Raw genomic sequence first — 18797 nt, 5'->3', positions numbered from 1 at the left:
GTACTCAAAAACAAGCTAAAGCAGGCTAAAACCTCGTGAAGTGCCAAAATAAATAGAAAAATAAACGTTCCGTGATTTTTTATCGGACAACAATGTTTTAAAATATCCAATGGGTTGGGTAGTAAAATTGATAGCCAAAAGTTAGATAAGGAAATGAAGCGAAAAATACACCTATTAGAAACAGAATCGTATAGTCAATATTTAGCGACAGAAAAAAACTCAGGGTTATTTAAAATTCACAAAAGTGTTAAAGATTTCAAAGCTATTGGATCAGAAATAGTTCCTACTATGAATTTTGGTGTTGAGGATAATTTATTTCAAATAACTATCCAGATACCATTTAGATTATATAGCCTTGATGACGTTGATGACGTTGATTAATTTAAATTAAAAAAACTTATGAAAATATTACTAGTAGAAGATGATGAAGATAAAAGGGAACAATTGATAAATTTCATTATCGATAAATTTGAATTTGATTTTAAAGAAGCAAGGTCGTATCAAAGTGGATTGAAAATGATTAAAGAAGAACATTTTGATTTAATATTATTAGATATGACAATGCCTACTTTTGATATTACTCCAACAGAAAGTGGCGGTAGATCACAACCTTTTGGGGGTGAATTGTTGCTTTATGAAATGTTACGACGGGAAATTGACAGTAAAGTGATTGTGGTTACTCAATTTGATGTTTTTGGTAAAGGTGATGAAGAAATAACCATCAAAGATTTAGATTTAAAACTTTCTGAATTATTCAAATTTATCTACTTGGGAATTGTTCAGTATAATATATCCTACACAGGCTGGAAAGATAATTTGTACAGGAAAATTAAGGAAAATGAATTTAATATAAATTAATAAGGAATGTTTAAAATTTTAATTGTTGAAGACAATATAGATAAACTAAGAGATATACTTAAAACTCTCGAATGCGTTTATAATGTAGATGATGTGGATCATGCTCTTGATTCATTTGATGCTAAAAAGAAGCTTAAAGAGAATTTTTATGATTTATTAATTTTAGATATAGCTATACCTCTACGAAAATCAGAAACAATTGATTTAGAAGGTGGTATCAAATTATTAAAAGAAATCCATGAAAGAGATTTTTATAAAATTCCTTCTCATATTATTGGATTAACTATAAATGAGGAAGTGTTTTCTAAAGCAACGAGTGAGTTTGGAAATCATATTTTATCAGTAATAAGATATAGTTTGACAGATGTAGAATGGCAAAAGAAGTTACTTACTGGTGTTGAAGATAGAATGAAATCAAAATTATGTTTGAATTCAATTGAGCAAGAATATGATTACGATATTGCAATCATTAATGCCGTAGAAACTGAATTTAATGCTGTAAAAGCCTTAAGTAAAGATTGGGTCAAAATAAATTATAAATCAGATTCATCACCTTATTTCGAGACAACATTTAAGAAAGGTGAAAAGGTTTTTAGGGTAATTGCTGCATGTGCTCCTCAAATGGGTATGAACGCAAGCGCTGTACTTTCGATGAAAATGATTCATAATTTTAGACCTAAATATTTATTTATGACTGGTATTTTAGCTTCTATACAAAAAAACGGGAGTCATGGTTTTGGGGATATTCTTGTAATAGATGAATCTTGGGATGGAGGGGCAGGAAAAATTACTCAAGATGAAGATAGAAAGGTTCTATTTTTACAAACTGCAAATAATTTAAGATTAGATAGAGATATTTCTGAAAAAATAAGATCTCTAAAGGAGAATAAAGATCTTTTAAGGAGAATTAAAGATGAATGGGTGCAAGGGAAAACTCCAAATACAGAATTATCAATTTATATAGGGTCTGTTGCTTCTGTAGCTGGAGTTATAGAAAATGAAGCAATTGTAAATGAATTAAAAGTTAAAGACAGAAAATTATTAGGATTAGAAATGGAAGCACATGGAATGTACTACAGCGCAATTAATTGCAGTAGTCCTAAACCTATTGCTATAGCTATGAAATCTGTTTCGGACTTTGCAAATCTAGGTAAAAGTGATGATTATCAGTCTTATGCTTCTTATACTAGTGCTAGAGTTATGTACGAATTTATTATTTCTGAATTGATGTAATTTTTATAAATAATTCCAAATAAAACCTCCTGAACTTTCTCGTTCACCACGGCAACATCGAGTGATACAAGTTTTAGTTGTTTTTCGTCGTCTCTAGGTTTCTGATGCTGCTTTAGATTAGTGAATTGTATTACTTACTAAATCTAATTTTGTAATGACTTTCTTTGGTCGTGTAACTTGGTTGGGGAAGTAGAAGAAGGAGAAGGAATAAGACCATTTCTAATCCTTGTAGCTTTTATTCTGGTACATACTCGCATCTGCTGCACAAGTTTTAGATGCACTAAAATGTTCTGTATTAGACAATGTAAACAAATCAAATTAGTTGTACTGTGGGATAATAAAAGTCCGATGTTTAAATTTAAAAATCGAACTCATATTTAAATAAGTTGAGAAAAATTCCCCAAATTATGTTTCAAAAAATCAACCTAATTTCATTAATTCTAATATCTTAATGTATTCATCTTTTGAAAGTTCTTTTGATGTAAGTAGTCCTATTAAAATATTAATTGTTAGTTCTACTGGTAAATGTAACCATAAAGGGTTATTAAATGCATATGGAAACCCTGCTTTGTCGTCTTCGCCATTCCATCGCATAGCACACACTAATTTAGAATTTCCAAAAATGGTACCTAATCCAATTGCGAATCCATCGTGATTATAAATAACTTCTTTTAATGTAAATGTTTGAGATTGTTTGACTGATTCTGGTTTTGGCATCTTTATATGTGTTTTAGAAAATAAATATACGAGAAGTATCTCACATTCCAATTATAAAAATTATTAAATATCTTCCTGCTCAATATGATAACGAAATATACGTATTTCAAAGAATAAAAAAGACGATTTTTACACCGCATTTAGTTTTTAGGTGTATTCCCAGAGAAATCCACCGGAATTTTCTCGTTCGCCTCGACAACATCGAGTAATGCAAGTTTTAGAAATTCCAGTTTTTCTGGATGCCTCAGATGCTGATTTAAAAGTTGCAACAATTTCTTGATTTAAAGAATATTGATTTACTGATTTTACTCGTAGGTCTGACTTTGGAGTTATCGTTTCTAATTGTCTATAAGACCAGAAACTGCCATCATACATCGTTGAATTTAAGCAGGCATTTGAAATTCGCTGTTTGTCTATTCCTAATGTTTCTTTAATTTCAGTTAAACTGTTATAGGTTTCGATTAGAATTCCATTTTCGTTGTATTGATACACTAGCTTTTGAAAACCTCCCCCGGAATCTATGTTATAGCCTTCCTCCTGCGCTTTAAAGTCATAAATATACTGTGTTTCCTTTTCAGCTAATTCGTTTGGACTGGAGGCTGTATCGAGTTGTTCCCAAGTGAAATTATCAGGTCCACTTATGGTAATCGCAAAATGAAATTTCTGACCATGCCCTGAATTTGCTTTTTGTAGATGATCTTGTTTTCGCTCTTCAATAGATTTTGTAGTTGCACCAATGTAACATTCTCCTGTTATCGTATTTTGTGCTTTGTATATAATATAATTTTTATTTTCCATTTTCATTTTCTCTTTCATTTAATTATTAATCTGCTATTGTATTAACCCCTAATTCTACTGCAACCTCATTCATTATTTTTTGAACTATTTCTCTCTCGCTTTCTTTACAAAACAAAGCATCATAAACGTACCCAACATAAATTCCAATTTCATTTAATCTTCTTATACATTCTGTCATAATTTCCACCTCTTTTGCAAACATTTTCATAGAAGTGATTTTATGCTTGAATTCACTACTCCTTTTCTCATCTTCAATGTTTTTAAGTAATAAAGGTTGTGATTTCTGGTAGTATTTATATAAGGGATTACGCTTCATACCCATTATTGTTTCATTGAAGAAAGAAAGGTGTTGAATTTTTACGTCCTTTAATTCGATGTCGCTCTCCTCAGCTACTTGTTGATGCGTTAGGAATTTTTTTGAACCTCCGTATATTGACATAGCAATATTGGGATGTAGGGCTTTGTAATCAACTAATACTATTCGCTCACCATCAATAGTAATTAAATTTCTAATCCAGCCAGGCATTAGCGTAAAACTATCAACTACTCTCCCTCCAGATTTAGCAGCACCTATTGAGGGTATCATATAACTTATATCCGTATAAAACTTAAATGCTTTAATATTTTCTTCTACATAACTTCTTTGTGAGGCATCTTTAAAATAATCTTTGGAGTGATTATTTAATTTCGTAAGTATTTTTCCTTTTTTAGTTCTGTGCTTTTCTCCAATCAATCGATTTGCCTCAGCTTTTAATTCATTATTAGTAGGAAGCTCTATTCTTGGGTACAACTTCAGCAAATTAGTTGCTATTACGTTATCTGTGGCTCTAGCAATCTGACTATAAATGAAATTATTTCTTTTAGCAATAATCTCAGAATTTGTAATTGTATATTTTACTAAGTTGTTGTTATAAAAGGTGTCTGTAAATGAATATGATTTACAAGTTATTCCCTCTTGATAAGTGTCGTTACCTAGCTTGTTTTTCTTAGTTTGTATAATTGAATCAGTTGAGTCCGACTTATACTTTAAAGCATCAACAACATGAGTGTAGTTAAATGTGTTGTCATTGCCTTTTTTGAATTGTTCAGCTAATATTTTCGATGATAGTGGTTTCCATCTGTCTTCAAAGAAGATCGTTGACGTTAAGTTACTTATGAATAGTAAACACTTTTCAACAGCAAACCTTTTGTTTTTGTCTATTTTGTTTAAAAATTTTTTTGGAATTTCCCTTTCAATATGCCGTTTGATATTTTGAGGAATACTTATTGTTGTAGCATTTTGAAAAAATAGCGGATATGTGTCATAAACTTGAACTAAATTTTCAGCGTTAAAATCGTTGTCAGCTAATGTATTTGCTGCGATTTTAGTTGATTTAACTACTTCTGAACTTGTAGTAACATAATTGAGGGTAGTAGGATGGTAATAGGATTGATAAGAACTAGAATAATAAAGTTTCTTCATTTTAATAATTTAAATTCGTAAATGATTTAAATTACAATATGCTTGTTCTCTTGTTTAATGTTTTTTTGATTTTAGATAATCAAGGGAGTCTGTTGAGTCAGACTAAGCTATCAAGAGTTAATGTTAAGTGATAATTGTTGTGAAGATTTGTTGAAATTTTTCGGAGATTTTGACACACTTAAAAAGTCAAAATTGTAATATTCACAAAACTAATCAATTATAAGGAGAATTCCTAATATTTAGTAAACTATTTTCATAAATATAGTTAAATAAATAAATTATTAGCAATTAATTTAAAAAAAACGGATGATAGTACAAATTTTGAACAATCATCCGCTAGCACTGCTAACATTTTCAGGGTTTTTTTGATATGATGGCAGAAAACGACTCAAAAGCTTGGGTATACAAAATACAACATAACTGCCTTTTTTAATTCATATTACAATATCAAAATGATGATAGTAATACGCTTCAGTGTCAATAATAAACACTGTTTTTAATTCTATGGTAACTTTGATTTCCTCTACTAATACAAACTGTCCCGTTTTGAGTGTACCAATGTCTTGCAAAACCTGGACTTCAAATGGACAATACAGTTTTATTAAGGTGTTTTTCCAAGTAATAACATAGATTTCTACAGGAGAACTGTATTTTAATAGCTCTGCCAACTCTTTTTTTGTCATTTTTTATCTAAATTTTGATTTTTTGAAAAGGACAAACTGTCAATAAATCACAGTGTAAACGCTATGATAATACTAATGAAGGAACCAGTTGCTCTTCTCATTTTTAATGAAATTTGCGAGGTAATTGATAAATGCGTATGCGTTTACATTTTTCTCGAAATTGGTATCAATGTAAGCGCTCTTCGCGGCTTCTGTAAATAAGTTGTACAGTCTATAGAAGTCAATAGTTCCATTTTCAAATCTTGCAAAGTTGGGGTCACTATGATAATTCTTTACAATCGTGTTAATTTGATTGTCGTTTATATTTAAATGAAAGAGGTTTCGTTTGGTCTCTTTATCTAAGAAGGAGTACAGTTTCATTTTCCCTATTAGCGTAGCAAATTGAGTTTCATTGATAGAAAAGCCACTCATCTCGTTCATTTCTTGCAAATGTTTCTTCTTATCATAACTATTTATCAGTTCATAGATTTTAGCTTTTAATTCTAAAACTGATGATACGCGAAGATCGTGTAGAAGTCCATCTGTTGATATACATAGATTAGTACAAACCTTGTTTTGAAACCCAATGAAAACTTTAAATTTCTCTATGGATTTCTTGCTAAAAAGATTTTCCTGATTGTAGGATCGTACTCCACCTATGGATAAACACAATTTATTGCCATTGATCGTTTCACTAATCTCAGGTATCTCAATTACAAAAGCCATACGTTCGTAATACAATGTCTTTTCGTGCTCTAGGAGTTCTTTTGCGGGCTTTGCAACAGCAGAGGGAATTCTACCTTTAATTTGGTGACTAACTCTTATTTCAGGCTTTAAAACGCCTTTATAATCTAAAATTTCTTCTACAACTTCTTTAGTGCTTTTAATAAATTCATAGTGGCTAATTGTTGATTCATTGTCTTTAGCAAAGACAGGAATAATGCATTCGGATTTGAGATGGTCTAAATCTACTGCTATTGTATTGGCTTCAATAAAATTGGAACGTACAGCAGTAATAACCTCTGTTTCGTCAATAACTTGATTTTCTGTATTATTTAAAACTAGATTCATTTTCTTGATTTTTTAATGGTTGTACGATTTCATTTTCTGTAATAAGTTGACAAGTATCTTTATCAATAATGGCTTTTCTATCCATAATAAGAGGATGTATTTGGCTTTTTAAAGTTGGATATTTAGCATAAATTTCTTTTAACTCTTCAGGTGTATTACTAGATAAAATTTCATTTTTAACCATTTCAATAGAGATACCTTGGTTACACCATTCAATTAGTTTTTTACCTGTTGATGAGTTAATTATGAATTCAGGTTTACCAGAGAAAAGTTCAGTTCGATCCTTTGATGCTTGCACTAAATGTTTATCATTTAGAAATTCAAAATTCACTGTTAATTCATATTCGAAACCTTCTCTTGTAATGGATTTGGTTCCAAGTTTCATCACTTTAGTTTTTCCATTGCTGTCTTTGTCAAGGCTATAATCTACTTTACTTCTCGAAGTGGTAATTAAATGGCATTTCGAGAGAATGATTGCATCTATGAAAGAGTTGTGTCTTGGTGTGACTTTAGCCCAATCTTGAAAACGTCCTCCTAACTGTTCGTGAATCTCCAAACAACCGCCTTTTCCTTGCCACTCATGACTGATAGAATCAATAATAATTAATTCTATGTTGGAATCTTCACAGAGCTTAATAGCCTCTAAGTAGCGTTCGGGAGAAAATGGTTCATCTAATGACAAGACATTAAAATCGCCTAGATGGGAATATAAACTTGCGCTTTTATTTTCTGTATCAATTAAGGCAATTTTATTCCAATCATTTGTAATTCCGTAAGCCATTAATAGGGCTGAATAGGTCTTGCCAAATCCGCTAGGACCAGATAATCCAATTCTTAATTTTACTTGATATCTTGCTGCTTTTTGTAATTGCATAATTTTAATTTTTTAATTTTTAATTAAATTATTAGACAAAAAAAAGGAACCTCATTGCTGAAATTCCTTATGTATATTGTCTATTTTGAGTTGTTTTAGTACACCTCTTCTTGTTTGATGACGTTATCATTAATGATAGCATCTTCATCGGATAAGTACTCATATCGATGAGTTAATTCAATAATTTCTCCTGTTTTACGATCAGTGTAGTCGTATGGTTCTACTTCTACCTTTTGAATCATTCCAGGAAGTTGTGAGCCAACTAATGACTTACATGTAATTTCATTAAATGTACAGGCCATAGTAGTTGTTCTAGCAGTGAGATAAGTTCTTCCGCTTTCTTTGCTCTTAATAGCTTCAATTCCCCCTTGAACAACAAGAGAATAAAATTCTTCTCCATTTTCTTTTTGGAACGCTTTGTAATCTACAATTGTAACCATAGTTTTAATAATTTAAAAGATTAAACAAATGAATTAAATCAGAAATAATATGATTGGTTTTTTTTAAGAACCATATCACCTCTGCCCGGGTATATCCCAATATTTGAGGAGAGTCCGGGCGGTGAGTTGGGTTGTTTAGCGTATTCGATAAAAAAAAAATAAAAAAAATTTTAGAATTTATTTAAGCAGTTGAACTCTTTGATGAGTAAATCTTAGAGTTTATTATAGATTGATTATTTTAAGAAATCATTTTTAAAGTTGAAAACATATATTCTACTTCATTTTTCATATTGGGTAGTTTTATCCAGTGAAAAGTATCATAATTAGGGTGAAGTATTAATAAATTTAATGAACTAATTCTGTATCCGTATTTATTTTCTAAAATGTAGCAATAAATATTTTGTTGTAAAGCATATTTGTAATAACTATCGTCTGTTAAATGATTTAAGTTTCCACATGCATATCGAGTAAAGTATTGGGATGGATCAGAGGTCTTTACGCTACCATCTTTATTTACTACTTTCTCACTTCTTTTCCAATCAAACATATAATATGAACCATCATCCTTTTTATAGATCATATCGATAGTTCCTGCAATTAAATAATCTTCATCAAAAATTCTCCATTCTGTTCTGTGCGGAATCATTGTAGAATATTTTTCTTTAAATTTTAAAAAATATTCATATTCAATGGAGTTATTGTCGACTGGGAAATTCTTGTAATAATTTTCTATTTGAAGATGTAATTTTGTTCCAAGTTCAGCTGCTTCTATACCTTTATCTTTCCATTTTTTAATAATTGTTTCAATAGGTAGTCCATGTAATTCATGACTTGGATTTAATTTCGACGCTGCTGCTACTGAATCAAATTCTGGAAAAAATTTATCAACTAGTTGGCTTACTGATATAGTATCAGCATTACCATCAACATAATATCGATGATTAATAGCATCAAAAACAATTCTTTTGTCTCTATTATGAGGTTTATTACCAATTAATGGAACATTGTCATCAGCAATTGTTATAATTGGATTTGGGTCATTTATTTCAGCTTCGACTAATTCATCTAATGAGGTATCTCCTTCAGAAAACTCATATTCATTCAACTCTCTAATTCCAAAATTTGAAATACCTAAATATTTTTCTCTGTATTTTTCACGAGCCCATTTTTTAGCTTGTAGGGTATCCCACTGCTCATAAATAGAAATTTTAATTGTAGATTTTAACTCGCAATTTTCATATGTCGAGTCTATTGATTTTATGATTTCAGCTATGTAAATACAGCATTGTATTGGTTCTTCAAAAATTTGTTTTTCAGTAAATCGTATTACAATATATCCCCTTTTTGTAAAGAAGTTATCTCTAAATGTATCCCTATTCAATTCATGTGTTGGAATTCTTGAAAGACCTTCATAAGGTTCGTCAATTTCTATATCAATAAATATATTTTTATTGTCTTTTTCAGATATGATTAAAAAGTCTGGTTCATAATACGTAGTGCCACTTCTGTGAGTGATGTGACGATCATTATAAACACTAAAATTTTGTTCAAAATATTTTTTTAAATAGATGTAAAATTTATTTTCAGTAAATCCCAGTTTGTTTGTTCTTCCTTTTTTTGGGAATTTTATAAACGAGTCCTCCACAGGCATTTTAACAACAGGATATGAATATGGATTTACTTGCGCAAAAATTGTTGAAGGAATGAAACCTATTTTTTTTAATTTTTTACTATCTGTATCTATTTCGGGTTTAACTATAGGCTGTTTTATAATAGTTAAACCTTCGGTGGTTTCACCAATAGGAGATATAGGTTCTGGAGGTTTTATTGGAGGTGTTTCAACAATTATAGGTTGCACATTCTTTAAATCAGATGTGGGGTTCCTTTTTAGAGAATATTTAAACAATAGCAATCCTAAAATAAATGAAAATGAGCCAAATGCAGCCATTTCTAAAGTATGATTTTCGGACGAGAACAACATTAAAAAAGGTGCTATCATCCAAATAATTCCTATACTTCTAATAAATATCATATGGTGTAATTTAATGTTTTTTCAATTCAGTTTCTTTTAATTATAATTTAAATAATTTAAAGAGTTGTTTTAGTATTAGATTTTTGTTTATATTAAGAGTCAAGCCAACAGGTTGATTATTAGCATTAAACCTTATTAATTTTATATTGTTAGTTTTAAGCTTACTGATGTCTCTATTCGTTAATAAATACATAGATGATGCTACTTTTTGACAATTCATGGTTATCATTTTATGAAATACAGGATCCAGATAAAAACCTTTAGTTCCTGTGGTCTGTATAAGTAAATGACCTTATAATTCAGTTGCTGATTTTTTCTTAAATAATACCGTTACCGCTAAAAAATATTGTTTTGTGTTCATATTCTTGTACAGTGATAATCCTCCTTCATGCAAACTCGCAATCACAATAGGACTTGGATTGAAATATTTTAAAGTAACACCATCTGGTCTGTTAACCGTTTTTATTTCGTTTTGTGAAAAGACACTTAAACTAAAAAGTAATAGAGTTAGAATCGTGATTTTTTTCATAGAGGTTAAGTTTATTTACAGTATTTTATAATCGCATCATATGCTTTACTTTCCCCAAGCTCTCCTGCTTTAGATAAGTCTTGACAGCCTTGGCTTTTTTCGCCTTTTTTTATTTTGGCTAGTCCTCTAATTAAATAAGAATTGCTGTTTTCTTTAATCTTCAGAGCTTCATTACAGTCAGAAATACTTTCATCTAACTTTCCTAGATTCATATAAATTTCAGCTCTAGTATCCCAAATATACCATTCGGTGGTATCTAATTTTAATGCTTTTTCAACTAATGGTAATGCTTCTTTATAGTTTTTTAAATTTACTAAGCAATAAGCTTTATTGTTATAAACAGTCGAAAACTTATATGTTGTAGGAGTCACTTCTCCTTCAAGTGACAATATTTTGTCGTAATCACTAATTGCTCCATACATGTCGTTTAATTCACTTTTAGTCATTGCTCGCATGAAAAGCACGTCTGTGTCATTTGGATTATTTTGAAGATGTTTTGAAAAAGAAAAAATTGCTTTTTGATAATCGTTGTTGTTATAGTACCGCAAGCCCTCAGAAATTAAATCGTTTACATTGTTGGTTTGTGTATTTTGGTTTTTGGGTGAATTTTGGGTAGTGTTTTTTTCTGGATTATGTTTAGCAATAAAGTTATTGTATTCTGAAATTAATTCTTTGATAGATAATTCTCTGTCTTTTAATATATCAGTTGCTCTAGCTAAATCATCTTTTCTCATTGATTTTAATACACTATACTCACCCTCAAGTCTTTCTAGATATTTTTTTTCATTTATTTTTTCTTTTAGTTCTATAACCCAATTCATTAGGTCGTATAGATATTTTTGATTTTCATCATATTTTGCTTTTAGAGCTAACGGAACACTCATTATCTCACTTGAGGTCATTGGCTTATAAGATGAGGTTGAGCCTTGTGAATATCTATTTTGAGAAAAAGATTTGCTGATGCAAAAAACAGCTACTATTAATAATATTTTGGTTTTCATAAATTTTAGTTTGATAATTAATTTTGGTAATAAACCCAATTGCCTGAATAATCCTTTTTATAGGTACCTAAAACATTCCCATATTTATCTTTTTTTACAATATTGCCCGCGTAGTCTTTAGATAAAGTGTATAACACATTTCCATATTCGTCTTTTACAACTTCATTGCCACTATAATCTGTAGATTGAGTAGTTTGTTTGTTACCATATTTGTCTTTTGTGACTTTATTTCCTGAATAATCGGTAGATTCAGTATTTATTATATTACCATATTTATCTTTCCAAACGATGTTGCCCAGATAATCAGTTGAGGCGGTGGCTATAGTATTGCCATATTGGTCTTTTGCAACTGTATTCCCTGAATAATCCTTCGAATAGGTAATTTTACCTTGGCCGTAAATAGAAATAGAGATAACCATGAATAGTATTAATGAATAGATTTTTTTCATTTGTAAAATTTTAATTTATTACTTATTTGGCTTTTCAGATGCGCACCGTTTTTTAATTGGTTTCTGGACTTCAAATTTTTATTAATTCAAAAGTAGGCAAATTTGCCTATTTACTTAATGATTTATTCATCGAATTTTATTTCGTGGATAAACCGGACAGAAATATTATTTTAATCAACTTTGGGAAGAAACTTCGTTTAACTCGATTAGCGAAGGGTTTTACTCAAGAACAATTGGCTAATGAATTGGGTGTAGAGATCTCTCAAATCAGCAGAATTGAAAGAGGTGTGATTAATACCTCTATAACAACGCTGTATGGTATTTCTAAAGTTTTAAATGTTAGTATTTCTGAATTATTTGCTTTTGATGGAAATGAATAACTTTTAAACAAACTTAATTTATCTCTTATTACTTTCCTTACGGTTTTCCGTATTCAGTAGATAATTTATTTCTCTTGCAAAATAAGTTTTTTTAAATATTTTTTTTGAACTGATTCATTTATCTTTTATGTTTGTATTTCTTCTGCAAGAATAAAACTAACAATTGCAGTCTATCTGCAATATATTATGCCAATTAATTTAAATGCTCTATTAAGGTATCAAACTATTGATGAATGTTTAGCCAATCCAAATCTGGATTGTACAATTGATATTCTTATATCAAAATGCTATAACAAACTAGTTGAAAATCAAGGTATAGAAAAAGGAGTTTCTGAAAGAACAATCAGAAATGACATTAGAGTGCTAAGGAGTGATATTCTAGGTTTTGGAGCTCCTATTGTAGTAGAAAATGGTATTTACACATATAGCAATCCAGATTACACCATTTTTGGAAGACCTATTGTAGAAATGGATTTATTAAAAGATATCCAAGACCTATTAGTTGAAAATTTTGAAAGTATTGATAGTCCAAAATTGAGAATTGCTTTAATGGGTTTAGCGAAAATTACTAGTCAGAAGTTACCTAAGAAATGTGCTCCAGAAGATTATGGCATATTCTCCACCAAATTAAAAATGGATGAAAATGATATTTTTAGAAAAAATTTAGACTCATTTATTTATAAGTCTAATCAGCCATCCAAAACAAGAAACTATTATTTTTTTAAAGTTAAAGGAGTCCCGCAAGAACTCCTTATTTGGAAGTTTATTTTTGAGGTTATAAATCCTGTAAATCTTTCTTAAATAATTTAATATTTAGCCTTATCATTTCTTCACTAACTTTCTTCTGCACTACCTTCCCATAACTTTCCTGTGTAATAACCATGTTAGAATGACCCAATAGTTCTGATACGATTTCCATTGGAACATCATTGTACAGTAATACAGTAGAGGCAAATGTTTTCCTAGCGATGTGGTGAGTCAATCTTTTCTCAATTCCAATTATAGCTGAAATTTCTTTGAGATAAGAGTTAAATTTTTGATTGCTTATTGATGGGAATATACGATTTTTATCAGTTGAGTATTTATCAATGATTTCTTGTGCTTTTGGCAGAATTGGAATTGAGATTTGACGCTGTGTTTTCTCTCTCTTCATCTGAATCCAGTTCATGTCATCAAACCCTATCTGAATATTCTGCTTCTCAAGATTTGCCATTTCATTATAGGCTAGTCCTGTGTAACAACAGAAAATAAATAAGTCTTGAACGGTGCTTAATCTCTTTTGATGTAATACTGCTCCTTCGAAGGTTTTGAGTTCTTCTGTAGTAAGGAAGATAACGGTTTTACGGACTGTTTTAGACTTGTGGAGTACAAATGGGTCTCGATCTAAACATCCTTCTGAGATGGCTTGCTTTATGGGCGTTCTTAGTCTTTGAGTGGTTTTGTTGATGGTAATTTGTGCCTGCTTTTTTTCTGTTCTTAAATAGTATTCAAAATCATCTAAAAATTGCAAATTCAATTCTTCTAATGGATAATCTGTTTTTTTAAATTTGAATTTCAAAAATGCTTCAAGATGATTTCCAACATATACAAATTTGTTATAGGTACTCTCTTTAAGTTCTAGTCCTACTAGTTTTTTTATTTTAGATAAATACTGTTTGTAATAGGATAGGATGTTTTCTTTTTTTTTTAATTCTTTACCAATATATTTATTGTAGATGTCATCTAAAGAATAGTCTTCAGATTGAAGTTGGAGAACTAATGCAATTTTGTTTATTTTATTTTGGATTTGCTCTAGTTGAGCATTCATTAATTTTGAATTATTATCCAGTTCACTAACTTTTTGAAGTTTGTTTTTCCAATAGAGTGGATTTACAAAAAGTCCTGTAGAAAATTGCTTGCGTTCTTTGTTGAAAGTGATTCTGCAATTTAATGGGCATAATCCTTTTTGATTGATTTTTGTCGGACTGATTACAAAGAGAATTGTGATTTTTTCTTGGTGCATGTTTCAATTATTTAGGGTTAAACAATTGGCATGACAATTTGGTTTATAAAATGGGAACCTCCAGATTTTTCTTGGGAACCTCTATGGGAACCTTTTTTCTTCAAAAAAGCTGTCGAAGTTGACGAACCGTCAGAATGCATTTTTTTAGTAAAAACAGCATTAAGTTTAGATTTTGCTAGATTTAGTCCACAAAAAAACCCGATACTTTCGTATCAGGTTTTAAAAAGCTCCCTCTCTTGGGCTCGAACCAAGGACCCTCTGATTAACAGTCAGATGCTCTAACCAACTGAGCTAAGAAGGAAACTGAGCGATAAAAAGTAACGTGTGTTACATTTCTAAAGCGGTGCAAAGATAGAGTATCATTTGGTTTGTGCAAATAAAAACCCAACTTTTTTTAATTTTTTTTACTTCCCAACGATTGCCTTGTAAATGTCATTTCCGTTAGCAAATAGTAACAGTGTGATAAGTAATACGAAACCAACCATTTGTGCATTCTCTAGGAATTTGTCACTTGGTTTTTTACCGCTTACAATTTCATATAATAAAAACATTACATGACCTCCATCGAGTGCAGGAATAGGCAATAAGTTCATAACTCCAAGCATTATTGATAATATTGCAGTGATAGTCCAAAATTGTTCCCAACTCCAATTGCTTGGAAAAATATCAAAAATGGCTTTAAAACCACCCACTTGTTTGTATGCGCCCGTACTTGGACTGAAAATCATTTTTAATTGTTTTCCGTATCCTATTAATTGGTTTTTACCTTTTGTAATTCCAACAGGAAAAGACTCCAAGAAACCAAATTCTTGCTTGCTCACTTTGTAGTACCCAAGTTTTTCCAGAGAGTCCATGCCTAAGCCACCTAGTTGTACACCTAAAGTACCTTCTTTAGAAACAACCACATTGATGCGCTCTTCTTTTTGATTTCTGATTATAGTGGCAGGAATGGTTTTGTTTTTGTTTTTTTCTAAAACTACTTTGGCTTCATCAAGGTATTTTGTTTTTTCACCGTTAAGCGAAATAAAAATATCTTTGGGCTGCAACATCGTATTTTTAGATTCAGCGGCAACGGCTCCAATAACAAAAGGAATTCTAATAGAAACAATGGGTCCTTTTTCAAATTTTGACAATTGATCGATAATATCAGCGGGCATTTTTATTTCTTGTTGGGTTCCATTTCTTTCAATAAGAATTTGTTTACCCATTACAATTTTGGCATTGATCTCATTGTCAAATTTGGCTATTTTTTCACCATCTACCGCCAAGATTTTATCTCCTGTCATGAAACCTGCATTTTGCATGGCTTTATTTTCAATCAAAAGACCGTCTTTCAAATCCGCATTAGCAATATACGTATCGCCATAAGCAAATGCCATTCCGATATAAATGATAAACGCCAATATGAAGTTTACCGTAACACCACCTAACATGATAATCAAACGTTGCCAAGCCGGTTTAGAACGAAATTCCCATGGTTGTGGAGGCAAAGCCATTTGTTCTTTGTCCATACTTTCGTCGATCATTCCGGATATTTTCACATAACCGCCTAGAGGCAACCAACCAATTCCGTATTCGGTTTCGCCAATTTTCTTTTTTAGAAGGGAATATTTAACGTCAAAAAATAAGTAGAATTTTTCGACTCTGGTTTTGAATAATTTAGCAGGAATAAAATGTCCTAATTCGTGAAGTATAATAAGTAATGATAAGCTCAATAAAAATTGAGAAAGCTTTATAAATATGTCCATTTTTTAATTTTAGTTCTTTTACAACTCACAAAAGTAAGGTTTTCTATTTGTTTAATTTGCAATAATTGTTCCATACCGTTTTAAATGTTTGTTAATTAATCGAATTTCAATTTTTACTTTCGAATGAGTCTCTTAACTTTACTTTTTTGAAACGAATATTTCTCGTTATCTTCACTTTAAAAACTACTTTATGTCCTCAAAATTATTTTCTCCTCTTCAAATAAAAAGCATTACCCTTAAAAATAGAATTGCTATTTCTCCAATGTGCCAATATTCATCAATCGATGGTTTTGCCAATGATTGGCATCTCGTACACTTAGGCAGTCGTGCCAGTGGCGGTGCGGGATTGATAATTCAGGAAGCGACTTCGGTTTCCCCTGAAGGTCGAATTTCCCCCGAAGATTTAGGTCTTTGGAAAGACGAACAAATGGATAAAATGAAAATTATCAATCAATTTATTATCAGCCAAAACTCGGTTCCCGGAATACAATTGGCGCATGCCGGACGAAAAGCCAGTGCAGCATCCCCATGGAACGGTGGCCGTAAGGTGCCGATTGATCAAGGCGGTTGGGATACGGTGGCACCAAGTGCTGTGGGATATCATGACAATGAAAAACCACCAATAGAATTGGACAAGACAGGAATCCAAAAAGTAATCTCTGATTTTAAATCGGCTACCAAAAGAGCAGTGGAAGCGGGTTTTCAAGTAATGGAAATTCATGCGGCACACGGCTATTTAATGCATCAGTTTCTTTCGCCTTTGTCTAATTTTAGAACCGATGAATACGGAGGAAGTTTTGAAAACCGAATCCGATTAACGATTGAAGTTGTAGAAGCGGTACAATCGGAATGGACAAAAGATTTGCCTTTATTTGTTAGAATTTCAGCTACAGACTGGGCTGAAGGCGGATGGAATATCGAAGAATCAGTGCAACTTTCGAAAATACTAAAAGAAAAAGGCGTTGACTTAATTGACGTTTCTTCAGGTGGAGCAGTATCCTACCAACAAATTCCACTGGAACCTGGATATCAAGTACCTTTTGCAAAACAAATAAAAAAAGAAACGGGAATAATGACCGGAGCCGTGGGTTTAATCACCGACGCAACTCAGGCAGAAGAAATCATTGCCACAGGAAAAGCGGATTTGGTTTTGTTTGCCAGAGAATCGCTAAGAAATCCAAATTTAGGTTTGACATTTGCTGCAGCCCTTAATGCTGATGTGTCATGGCCAAAACAATATGAAAGAGCCAAAATCTAGTAGTACACTATTTCAACACGAATTTCACGAATCTGCACCAATTATTTAGTGTAAATTCGTGAAATTCGTGTTTAATTTTTCAAATTAGTATTTAATTACCGTACCATGCAAAAAATAAAAACCGCCCTGCTTTCCTATGGGATGTCGGGAAAAGTATTCCATGCGCCATTTATCAATTTTCACCCTGGTTTTGAACTGGTAGGTGCTTGGGAAAGAACTAAAAAACTGATCCGTGAGGATTACCCAACGGTTAAAAGTTATTTCGCGCTTGAAGCTTTACTCGAAGACGATGTTGATTTGGTCATCGTAAATACGCCGGTGGAAACGCATTATGAATATGCCAAAAAAGTATTGCTGGCCGGAAAACATGCCATTGTCGAAAAAGCATTTACAACAACAGTCGCTCAAGCGCAAGAATTAGCGGCATTGGCCAAAGAAAAAGGATTGAAATTAGCGGTTTTCCAAAATAGAAGATGGGACAGTGATTTCAAAACTGTGCAGAAAATTATTTTAGATGAGGTTCTTGGCGAAATCGTGGAAGCCGAATTCCATTTTGACCGATACAATCCACTTTTAAGTCCGAAGCAGCACAAGGAAAGTGCCAATTCCGGTGCAGGAATTCTAAAAGATTTAGGTCCGCATTTAATTGATCAGGCGTTGTGTTTATTTGGTTTACCCAAAGCTGTTTTTGCCGATATCCGAATCACGAGAGAACATTCTTTGGTGGATGATTGCATCGATATTTTGCTTTATTATCCTGATTTTAGAGTCCGATTAAAAGCGGGATTTTTTGTCAGAGAAGCCATTCCATCTTATGTGATTCATGGAAAAAAAGGGTCTTTCTTGAAACCGCGTGGCGATGTGCAGGAAGATGATTTGAAATTGGGAAAAAAACCAAACCTCGATACTTGGGGAACAGAATCCAAGAGCAAAGAAGGGATTCTCCATACGCAGATTAATAATGATGTCTTTATTGCCAATGTAGAAACGCTTCAAGGGAATTACTATGATTTTTTTGAAGGGGTTTATCAATCTATTTCAAATGATACACAAGAACCGGTAACGGCTCAGGATGGAGTTCGTGTCATGCAAATTATTGAAGCGGCTATCCAAAGTAGTGCCCAGAAAAAAGCAATTGATCTATAAAATTAACTACGAATTTGCAAATTTTATGAAGTAAATAAAATTAGCGAATTTGCAGAGATTACTTTTCAGAATTAATTAGTGGTTTTTATAAACAATAACGATGTATTTATTGGGTAAACAAACCCTGATATAAATTG

21 protein-coding genes and 1 tRNA gene are annotated in these 18797 nt (G+C 31.5%); 7 read left to right on the top strand and 15 right to left on the bottom strand.

Annotation, left to right across the window (positions count from 1 at the left end; translation table 11 throughout):
* Window positions 1–114 precede the first annotated feature (114 nt).
* Genes IWX84_RS09120 through IWX84_RS09110 form a run of 3 tightly spaced genes read left to right on the top strand, consistent with a single transcriptional unit; the run spans window position 115 to window position 2091 of the window.
* On the top strand, window positions 115–381 hold the full coding sequence (locus tag IWX84_RS09120; protein ID WP_196850430.1) for a hypothetical protein: 267 nt from the start codon (window positions 115–117) through the stop codon (window positions 379–381).
* 18 nt (window positions 382–399) lie between these two features.
* Window positions 400–858: a response regulator gene (locus IWX84_RS09115; protein WP_196850429.1), complete on the top strand. Its 459-nt coding sequence runs from the start codon at window positions 400–402 to the stop codon at window positions 856–858.
* Between the two features lie 6 nt (window positions 859–864).
* Window positions 865–2091, top strand: coding sequence for a hypothetical protein (locus IWX84_RS09110; RefSeq protein WP_196850428.1), 1227 nt, complete (start codon window positions 865–867; stop codon window positions 2089–2091).
* Window positions 2092–2511: 420 nt separating this feature from the next.
* Here IWX84_RS09110 and IWX84_RS09105 read toward each other — a convergent pair whose 3' ends face one another.
* From IWX84_RS09105 to IWX84_RS09055, 11 genes are all read right to left on the bottom strand, one after another.
* Window positions 2512–2808: a hypothetical protein gene (locus tag IWX84_RS09105; RefSeq protein WP_196850427.1), complete on the bottom strand. Its 297-nt coding sequence runs from the start codon at window positions 2806–2808 to the stop codon at window positions 2512–2514.
* A 147-nt stretch (window positions 2809–2955) separates the two neighbouring features.
* Window positions 2956–3606, bottom strand: a complete 651-nt coding sequence (locus IWX84_RS09100; protein WP_196850436.1) for an NUMOD1 domain-containing DNA-binding protein — start codon at window positions 3604–3606, stop codon at window positions 2956–2958.
* Between the two features lie 25 nt (window positions 3607–3631).
* Window positions 3632–5068, bottom strand: coding sequence for a hypothetical protein (locus tag IWX84_RS09095; RefSeq protein WP_196850426.1), 1437 nt, complete (start codon window positions 5066–5068; stop codon window positions 3632–3634).
* A gap of 434 nt (window positions 5069–5502) precedes the next feature.
* The gene (locus IWX84_RS09090; RefSeq protein WP_196850425.1) at window positions 5503–5751 is read right to left on the bottom strand and encodes a hypothetical protein; all 249 of its coding nucleotides are present in this window, start codon (window positions 5749–5751) and stop codon (window positions 5503–5505) included.
* 72 nt (window positions 5752–5823) lie between these two features.
* Window positions 5824–6801 carry a DUF3871 family protein gene (locus IWX84_RS09085; RefSeq protein WP_196850424.1) on the bottom strand — a complete coding sequence of 326 codons (978 nt, stop codon included), beginning with the start codon at window positions 6799–6801 and terminating at the stop codon, window positions 5824–5826.
* Complete coding sequence (locus IWX84_RS09080; protein ID WP_196850423.1) at window positions 6782–7675, bottom strand: AAA family ATPase; 894 nt, start codon at window positions 7673–7675, stop codon at window positions 6782–6784. Before IWX84_RS09080 ends, IWX84_RS09085 begins: the two co-directional genes overlap by 20 nt.
* Before the next feature lie 95 nt (window positions 7676–7770).
* Complete coding sequence (locus IWX84_RS09075) at window positions 7771–8115, bottom strand: hypothetical protein (RefSeq protein ID WP_196850422.1); 345 nt, start codon at window positions 8113–8115, stop codon at window positions 7771–7773.
* Window positions 8116–8353: 238 nt separating this feature from the next.
* Entirely contained in the window at window positions 8354–10147 is a 1794-nt protein-coding gene (locus IWX84_RS09070; RefSeq protein ID WP_196850421.1) for a hypothetical protein, read from the bottom strand.
* 292 nt (window positions 10148–10439) lie between these two features.
* Window positions 10440–10676 (bottom strand): hypothetical protein, encoded by a 237-nt coding sequence (locus tag IWX84_RS09065; protein ID WP_196850420.1) that lies wholly within the window; start codon window positions 10674–10676, stop codon window positions 10440–10442.
* Between the two features lie 11 nt (window positions 10677–10687).
* Complete coding sequence (locus IWX84_RS09060) at window positions 10688–11677, bottom strand: tetratricopeptide repeat protein (RefSeq protein WP_196850419.1); 990 nt, start codon at window positions 11675–11677, stop codon at window positions 10688–10690.
* A gap of 17 nt (window positions 11678–11694) precedes the next feature.
* Window positions 11695–12126, bottom strand: coding sequence for a hypothetical protein (locus IWX84_RS09055; RefSeq protein WP_196850418.1), 432 nt, complete (start codon window positions 12124–12126; stop codon window positions 11695–11697).
* Window positions 12127–12269: 143 nt separating this feature from the next.
* Here IWX84_RS09055 and IWX84_RS15450 point away from each other — a divergent pair, with 143 nt between their 5' ends.
* Together IWX84_RS15450 and IWX84_RS09045 are read left to right on the top strand one after the other, a co-directional pair.
* Entirely contained in the window at window positions 12270–12506 is a 237-nt protein-coding gene (locus IWX84_RS15450) for a helix-turn-helix domain-containing protein (protein ID WP_196850417.1), read from the top strand.
* 186 nt (window positions 12507–12692) lie between these two features.
* Complete coding sequence (locus IWX84_RS09045; RefSeq protein ID WP_196850416.1) at window positions 12693–13307, top strand: hypothetical protein; 615 nt, start codon at window positions 12693–12695, stop codon at window positions 13305–13307.
* Here the strand turns inward: IWX84_RS09045 and IWX84_RS09040 are convergent.
* The 4 genes from IWX84_RS09040 to rseP form a co-directional block, all read right to left on the bottom strand.
* Complete coding sequence (locus IWX84_RS09040; protein WP_196850415.1) at window positions 13282–14508, bottom strand: site-specific integrase; 1227 nt, start codon at window positions 14506–14508, stop codon at window positions 13282–13284. The genes IWX84_RS09045 and IWX84_RS09040 overlap by 26 nt on opposite strands.
* A gap of 17 nt (window positions 14509–14525) precedes the next feature.
* A complete protein-coding gene (locus IWX84_RS15445; RefSeq protein ID WP_255549318.1) occupies window positions 14526–14648 on the bottom strand; it encodes a hypothetical protein in 123 nt (40 codons plus the stop codon).
* 87 nt (window positions 14649–14735) lie between these two features.
* Window positions 14736–14809 (bottom strand) — tRNA-Asn (locus IWX84_RS09035).
* A gap of 103 nt (window positions 14810–14912) precedes the next feature.
* Complete coding sequence (gene rseP / locus IWX84_RS09030; RefSeq protein ID WP_196850414.1) at window positions 14913–16256, bottom strand: RIP metalloprotease RseP; 1344 nt, start codon at window positions 16254–16256, stop codon at window positions 14913–14915.
* 190 nt (window positions 16257–16446) lie between these two features.
* On the opposite strand from rseP, the gene IWX84_RS09025 reads away from it, so the two are divergent.
* Window positions 16447–17514: an NADH:flavin oxidoreductase/NADH oxidase gene (locus IWX84_RS09025; RefSeq protein WP_196850413.1), complete on the top strand. Its 1068-nt coding sequence runs from the start codon at window positions 16447–16449 to the stop codon at window positions 17512–17514.
* Window positions 17515–17619: 105 nt separating this feature from the next.
* Window positions 17620–18660: a Gfo/Idh/MocA family oxidoreductase gene (locus IWX84_RS09020; RefSeq protein WP_196850412.1), complete on the top strand. Its 1041-nt coding sequence runs from the start codon at window positions 17620–17622 to the stop codon at window positions 18658–18660.
* Window positions 18661–18797 lie beyond the last annotated feature (137 nt).

The organism is Flavobacterium sp. CG_9.10 (assembly GCF_015752245.1).
Taxonomy (GTDB): Bacteria; Bacteroidota; Bacteroidia; order Flavobacteriales; family Flavobacteriaceae; genus Flavobacterium.
Note: the sequence above shows the minus strand (reverse complement) of the source record. Positions and strands in the feature narration are given on the sequence as shown.

What these genes read in the sequence shown, in the direction of transcription:
- IWX84_RS09100 (WP_196850436.1), bottom strand. Translation starts at nt 3,606, where the DNA reads ATGGAAAATAAAAATTATATTATATACAAAGCACAAAATACGATAACA.
- IWX84_RS09055 (WP_196850418.1), bottom strand. Translation starts at nt 12,126, where the DNA reads ATGAAAAAAATCTATTCATTAATACTATTCATGGTTATCTCTATTTCT.
- IWX84_RS09095 (WP_196850426.1), bottom strand. Translation starts at nt 5,068, where the DNA reads ATGAAGAAACTTTATTATTCTAGTTCTTATCAATCCTATTACCATCCT.
- IWX84_RS09075 (WP_196850422.1), bottom strand. Translation starts at nt 8,115, where the DNA reads ATGGTTACAATTGTAGATTACAAAGCGTTCCAAAAAGAAAATGGAGAA.
- IWX84_RS09080 (WP_196850423.1), bottom strand. Translation starts at nt 7,675, where the DNA reads ATGCAATTACAAAAAGCAGCAAGATATCAAGTAAAATTAAGAATTGGA.
- IWX84_RS09110 (WP_196850428.1), top strand. Translation starts at nt 865, where the DNA reads ATGTTTAAAATTTTAATTGTTGAAGACAATATAGATAAACTAAGAGAT.
- IWX84_RS09065 (WP_196850420.1), bottom strand. Translation starts at nt 10,676, where the DNA reads ATGAAAAAAATCACGATTCTAACTCTATTACTTTTTAGTTTAAGTGTC.
- IWX84_RS09060 (WP_196850419.1), bottom strand. Translation starts at nt 11,677, where the DNA reads ATGAAAACCAAAATATTATTAATAGTAGCTGTTTTTTGCATCAGCAAA.
- IWX84_RS09045 (WP_196850416.1), top strand. Translation starts at nt 12,693, where the DNA reads ATGCCAATTAATTTAAATGCTCTATTAAGGTATCAAACTATTGATGAA.
- IWX84_RS09020 (WP_196850412.1), top strand. Translation starts at nt 17,620, where the DNA reads ATGCAAAAAATAAAAACCGCCCTGCTTTCCTATGGGATGTCGGGAAAA.
- IWX84_RS15445 (WP_255549318.1), bottom strand. Translation starts at nt 14,648, where the DNA reads ATGCATTCTGACGGTTCGTCAACTTCGACAGCTTTTTTGAAGAAAAAA.
- IWX84_RS09085 (WP_196850424.1), bottom strand. Translation starts at nt 6,801, where the DNA reads ATGAATCTAGTTTTAAATAATACAGAAAATCAAGTTATTGACGAAACA.
- IWX84_RS09105 (WP_196850427.1), bottom strand. Translation starts at nt 2,808, where the DNA reads ATGCCAAAACCAGAATCAGTCAAACAATCTCAAACATTTACATTAAAA.
- rseP (WP_196850414.1), bottom strand. Translation starts at nt 16,256, where the DNA reads ATGGACATATTTATAAAGCTTTCTCAATTTTTATTGAGCTTATCATTA.
- IWX84_RS09025 (WP_196850413.1), top strand. Translation starts at nt 16,447, where the DNA reads ATGTCCTCAAAATTATTTTCTCCTCTTCAAATAAAAAGCATTACCCTT.
- IWX84_RS09040 (WP_196850415.1), bottom strand. Translation starts at nt 14,508, where the DNA reads ATGCACCAAGAAAAAATCACAATTCTCTTTGTAATCAGTCCGACAAAA.
- IWX84_RS09090 (WP_196850425.1), bottom strand. Translation starts at nt 5,751, where the DNA reads ATGACAAAAAAAGAGTTGGCAGAGCTATTAAAATACAGTTCTCCTGTA.
- IWX84_RS09115 (WP_196850429.1), top strand. Translation starts at nt 400, where the DNA reads ATGAAAATATTACTAGTAGAAGATGATGAAGATAAAAGGGAACAATTG.
- IWX84_RS09070 (WP_196850421.1), bottom strand. Translation starts at nt 10,147, where the DNA reads ATGATATTTATTAGAAGTATAGGAATTATTTGGATGATAGCACCTTTT.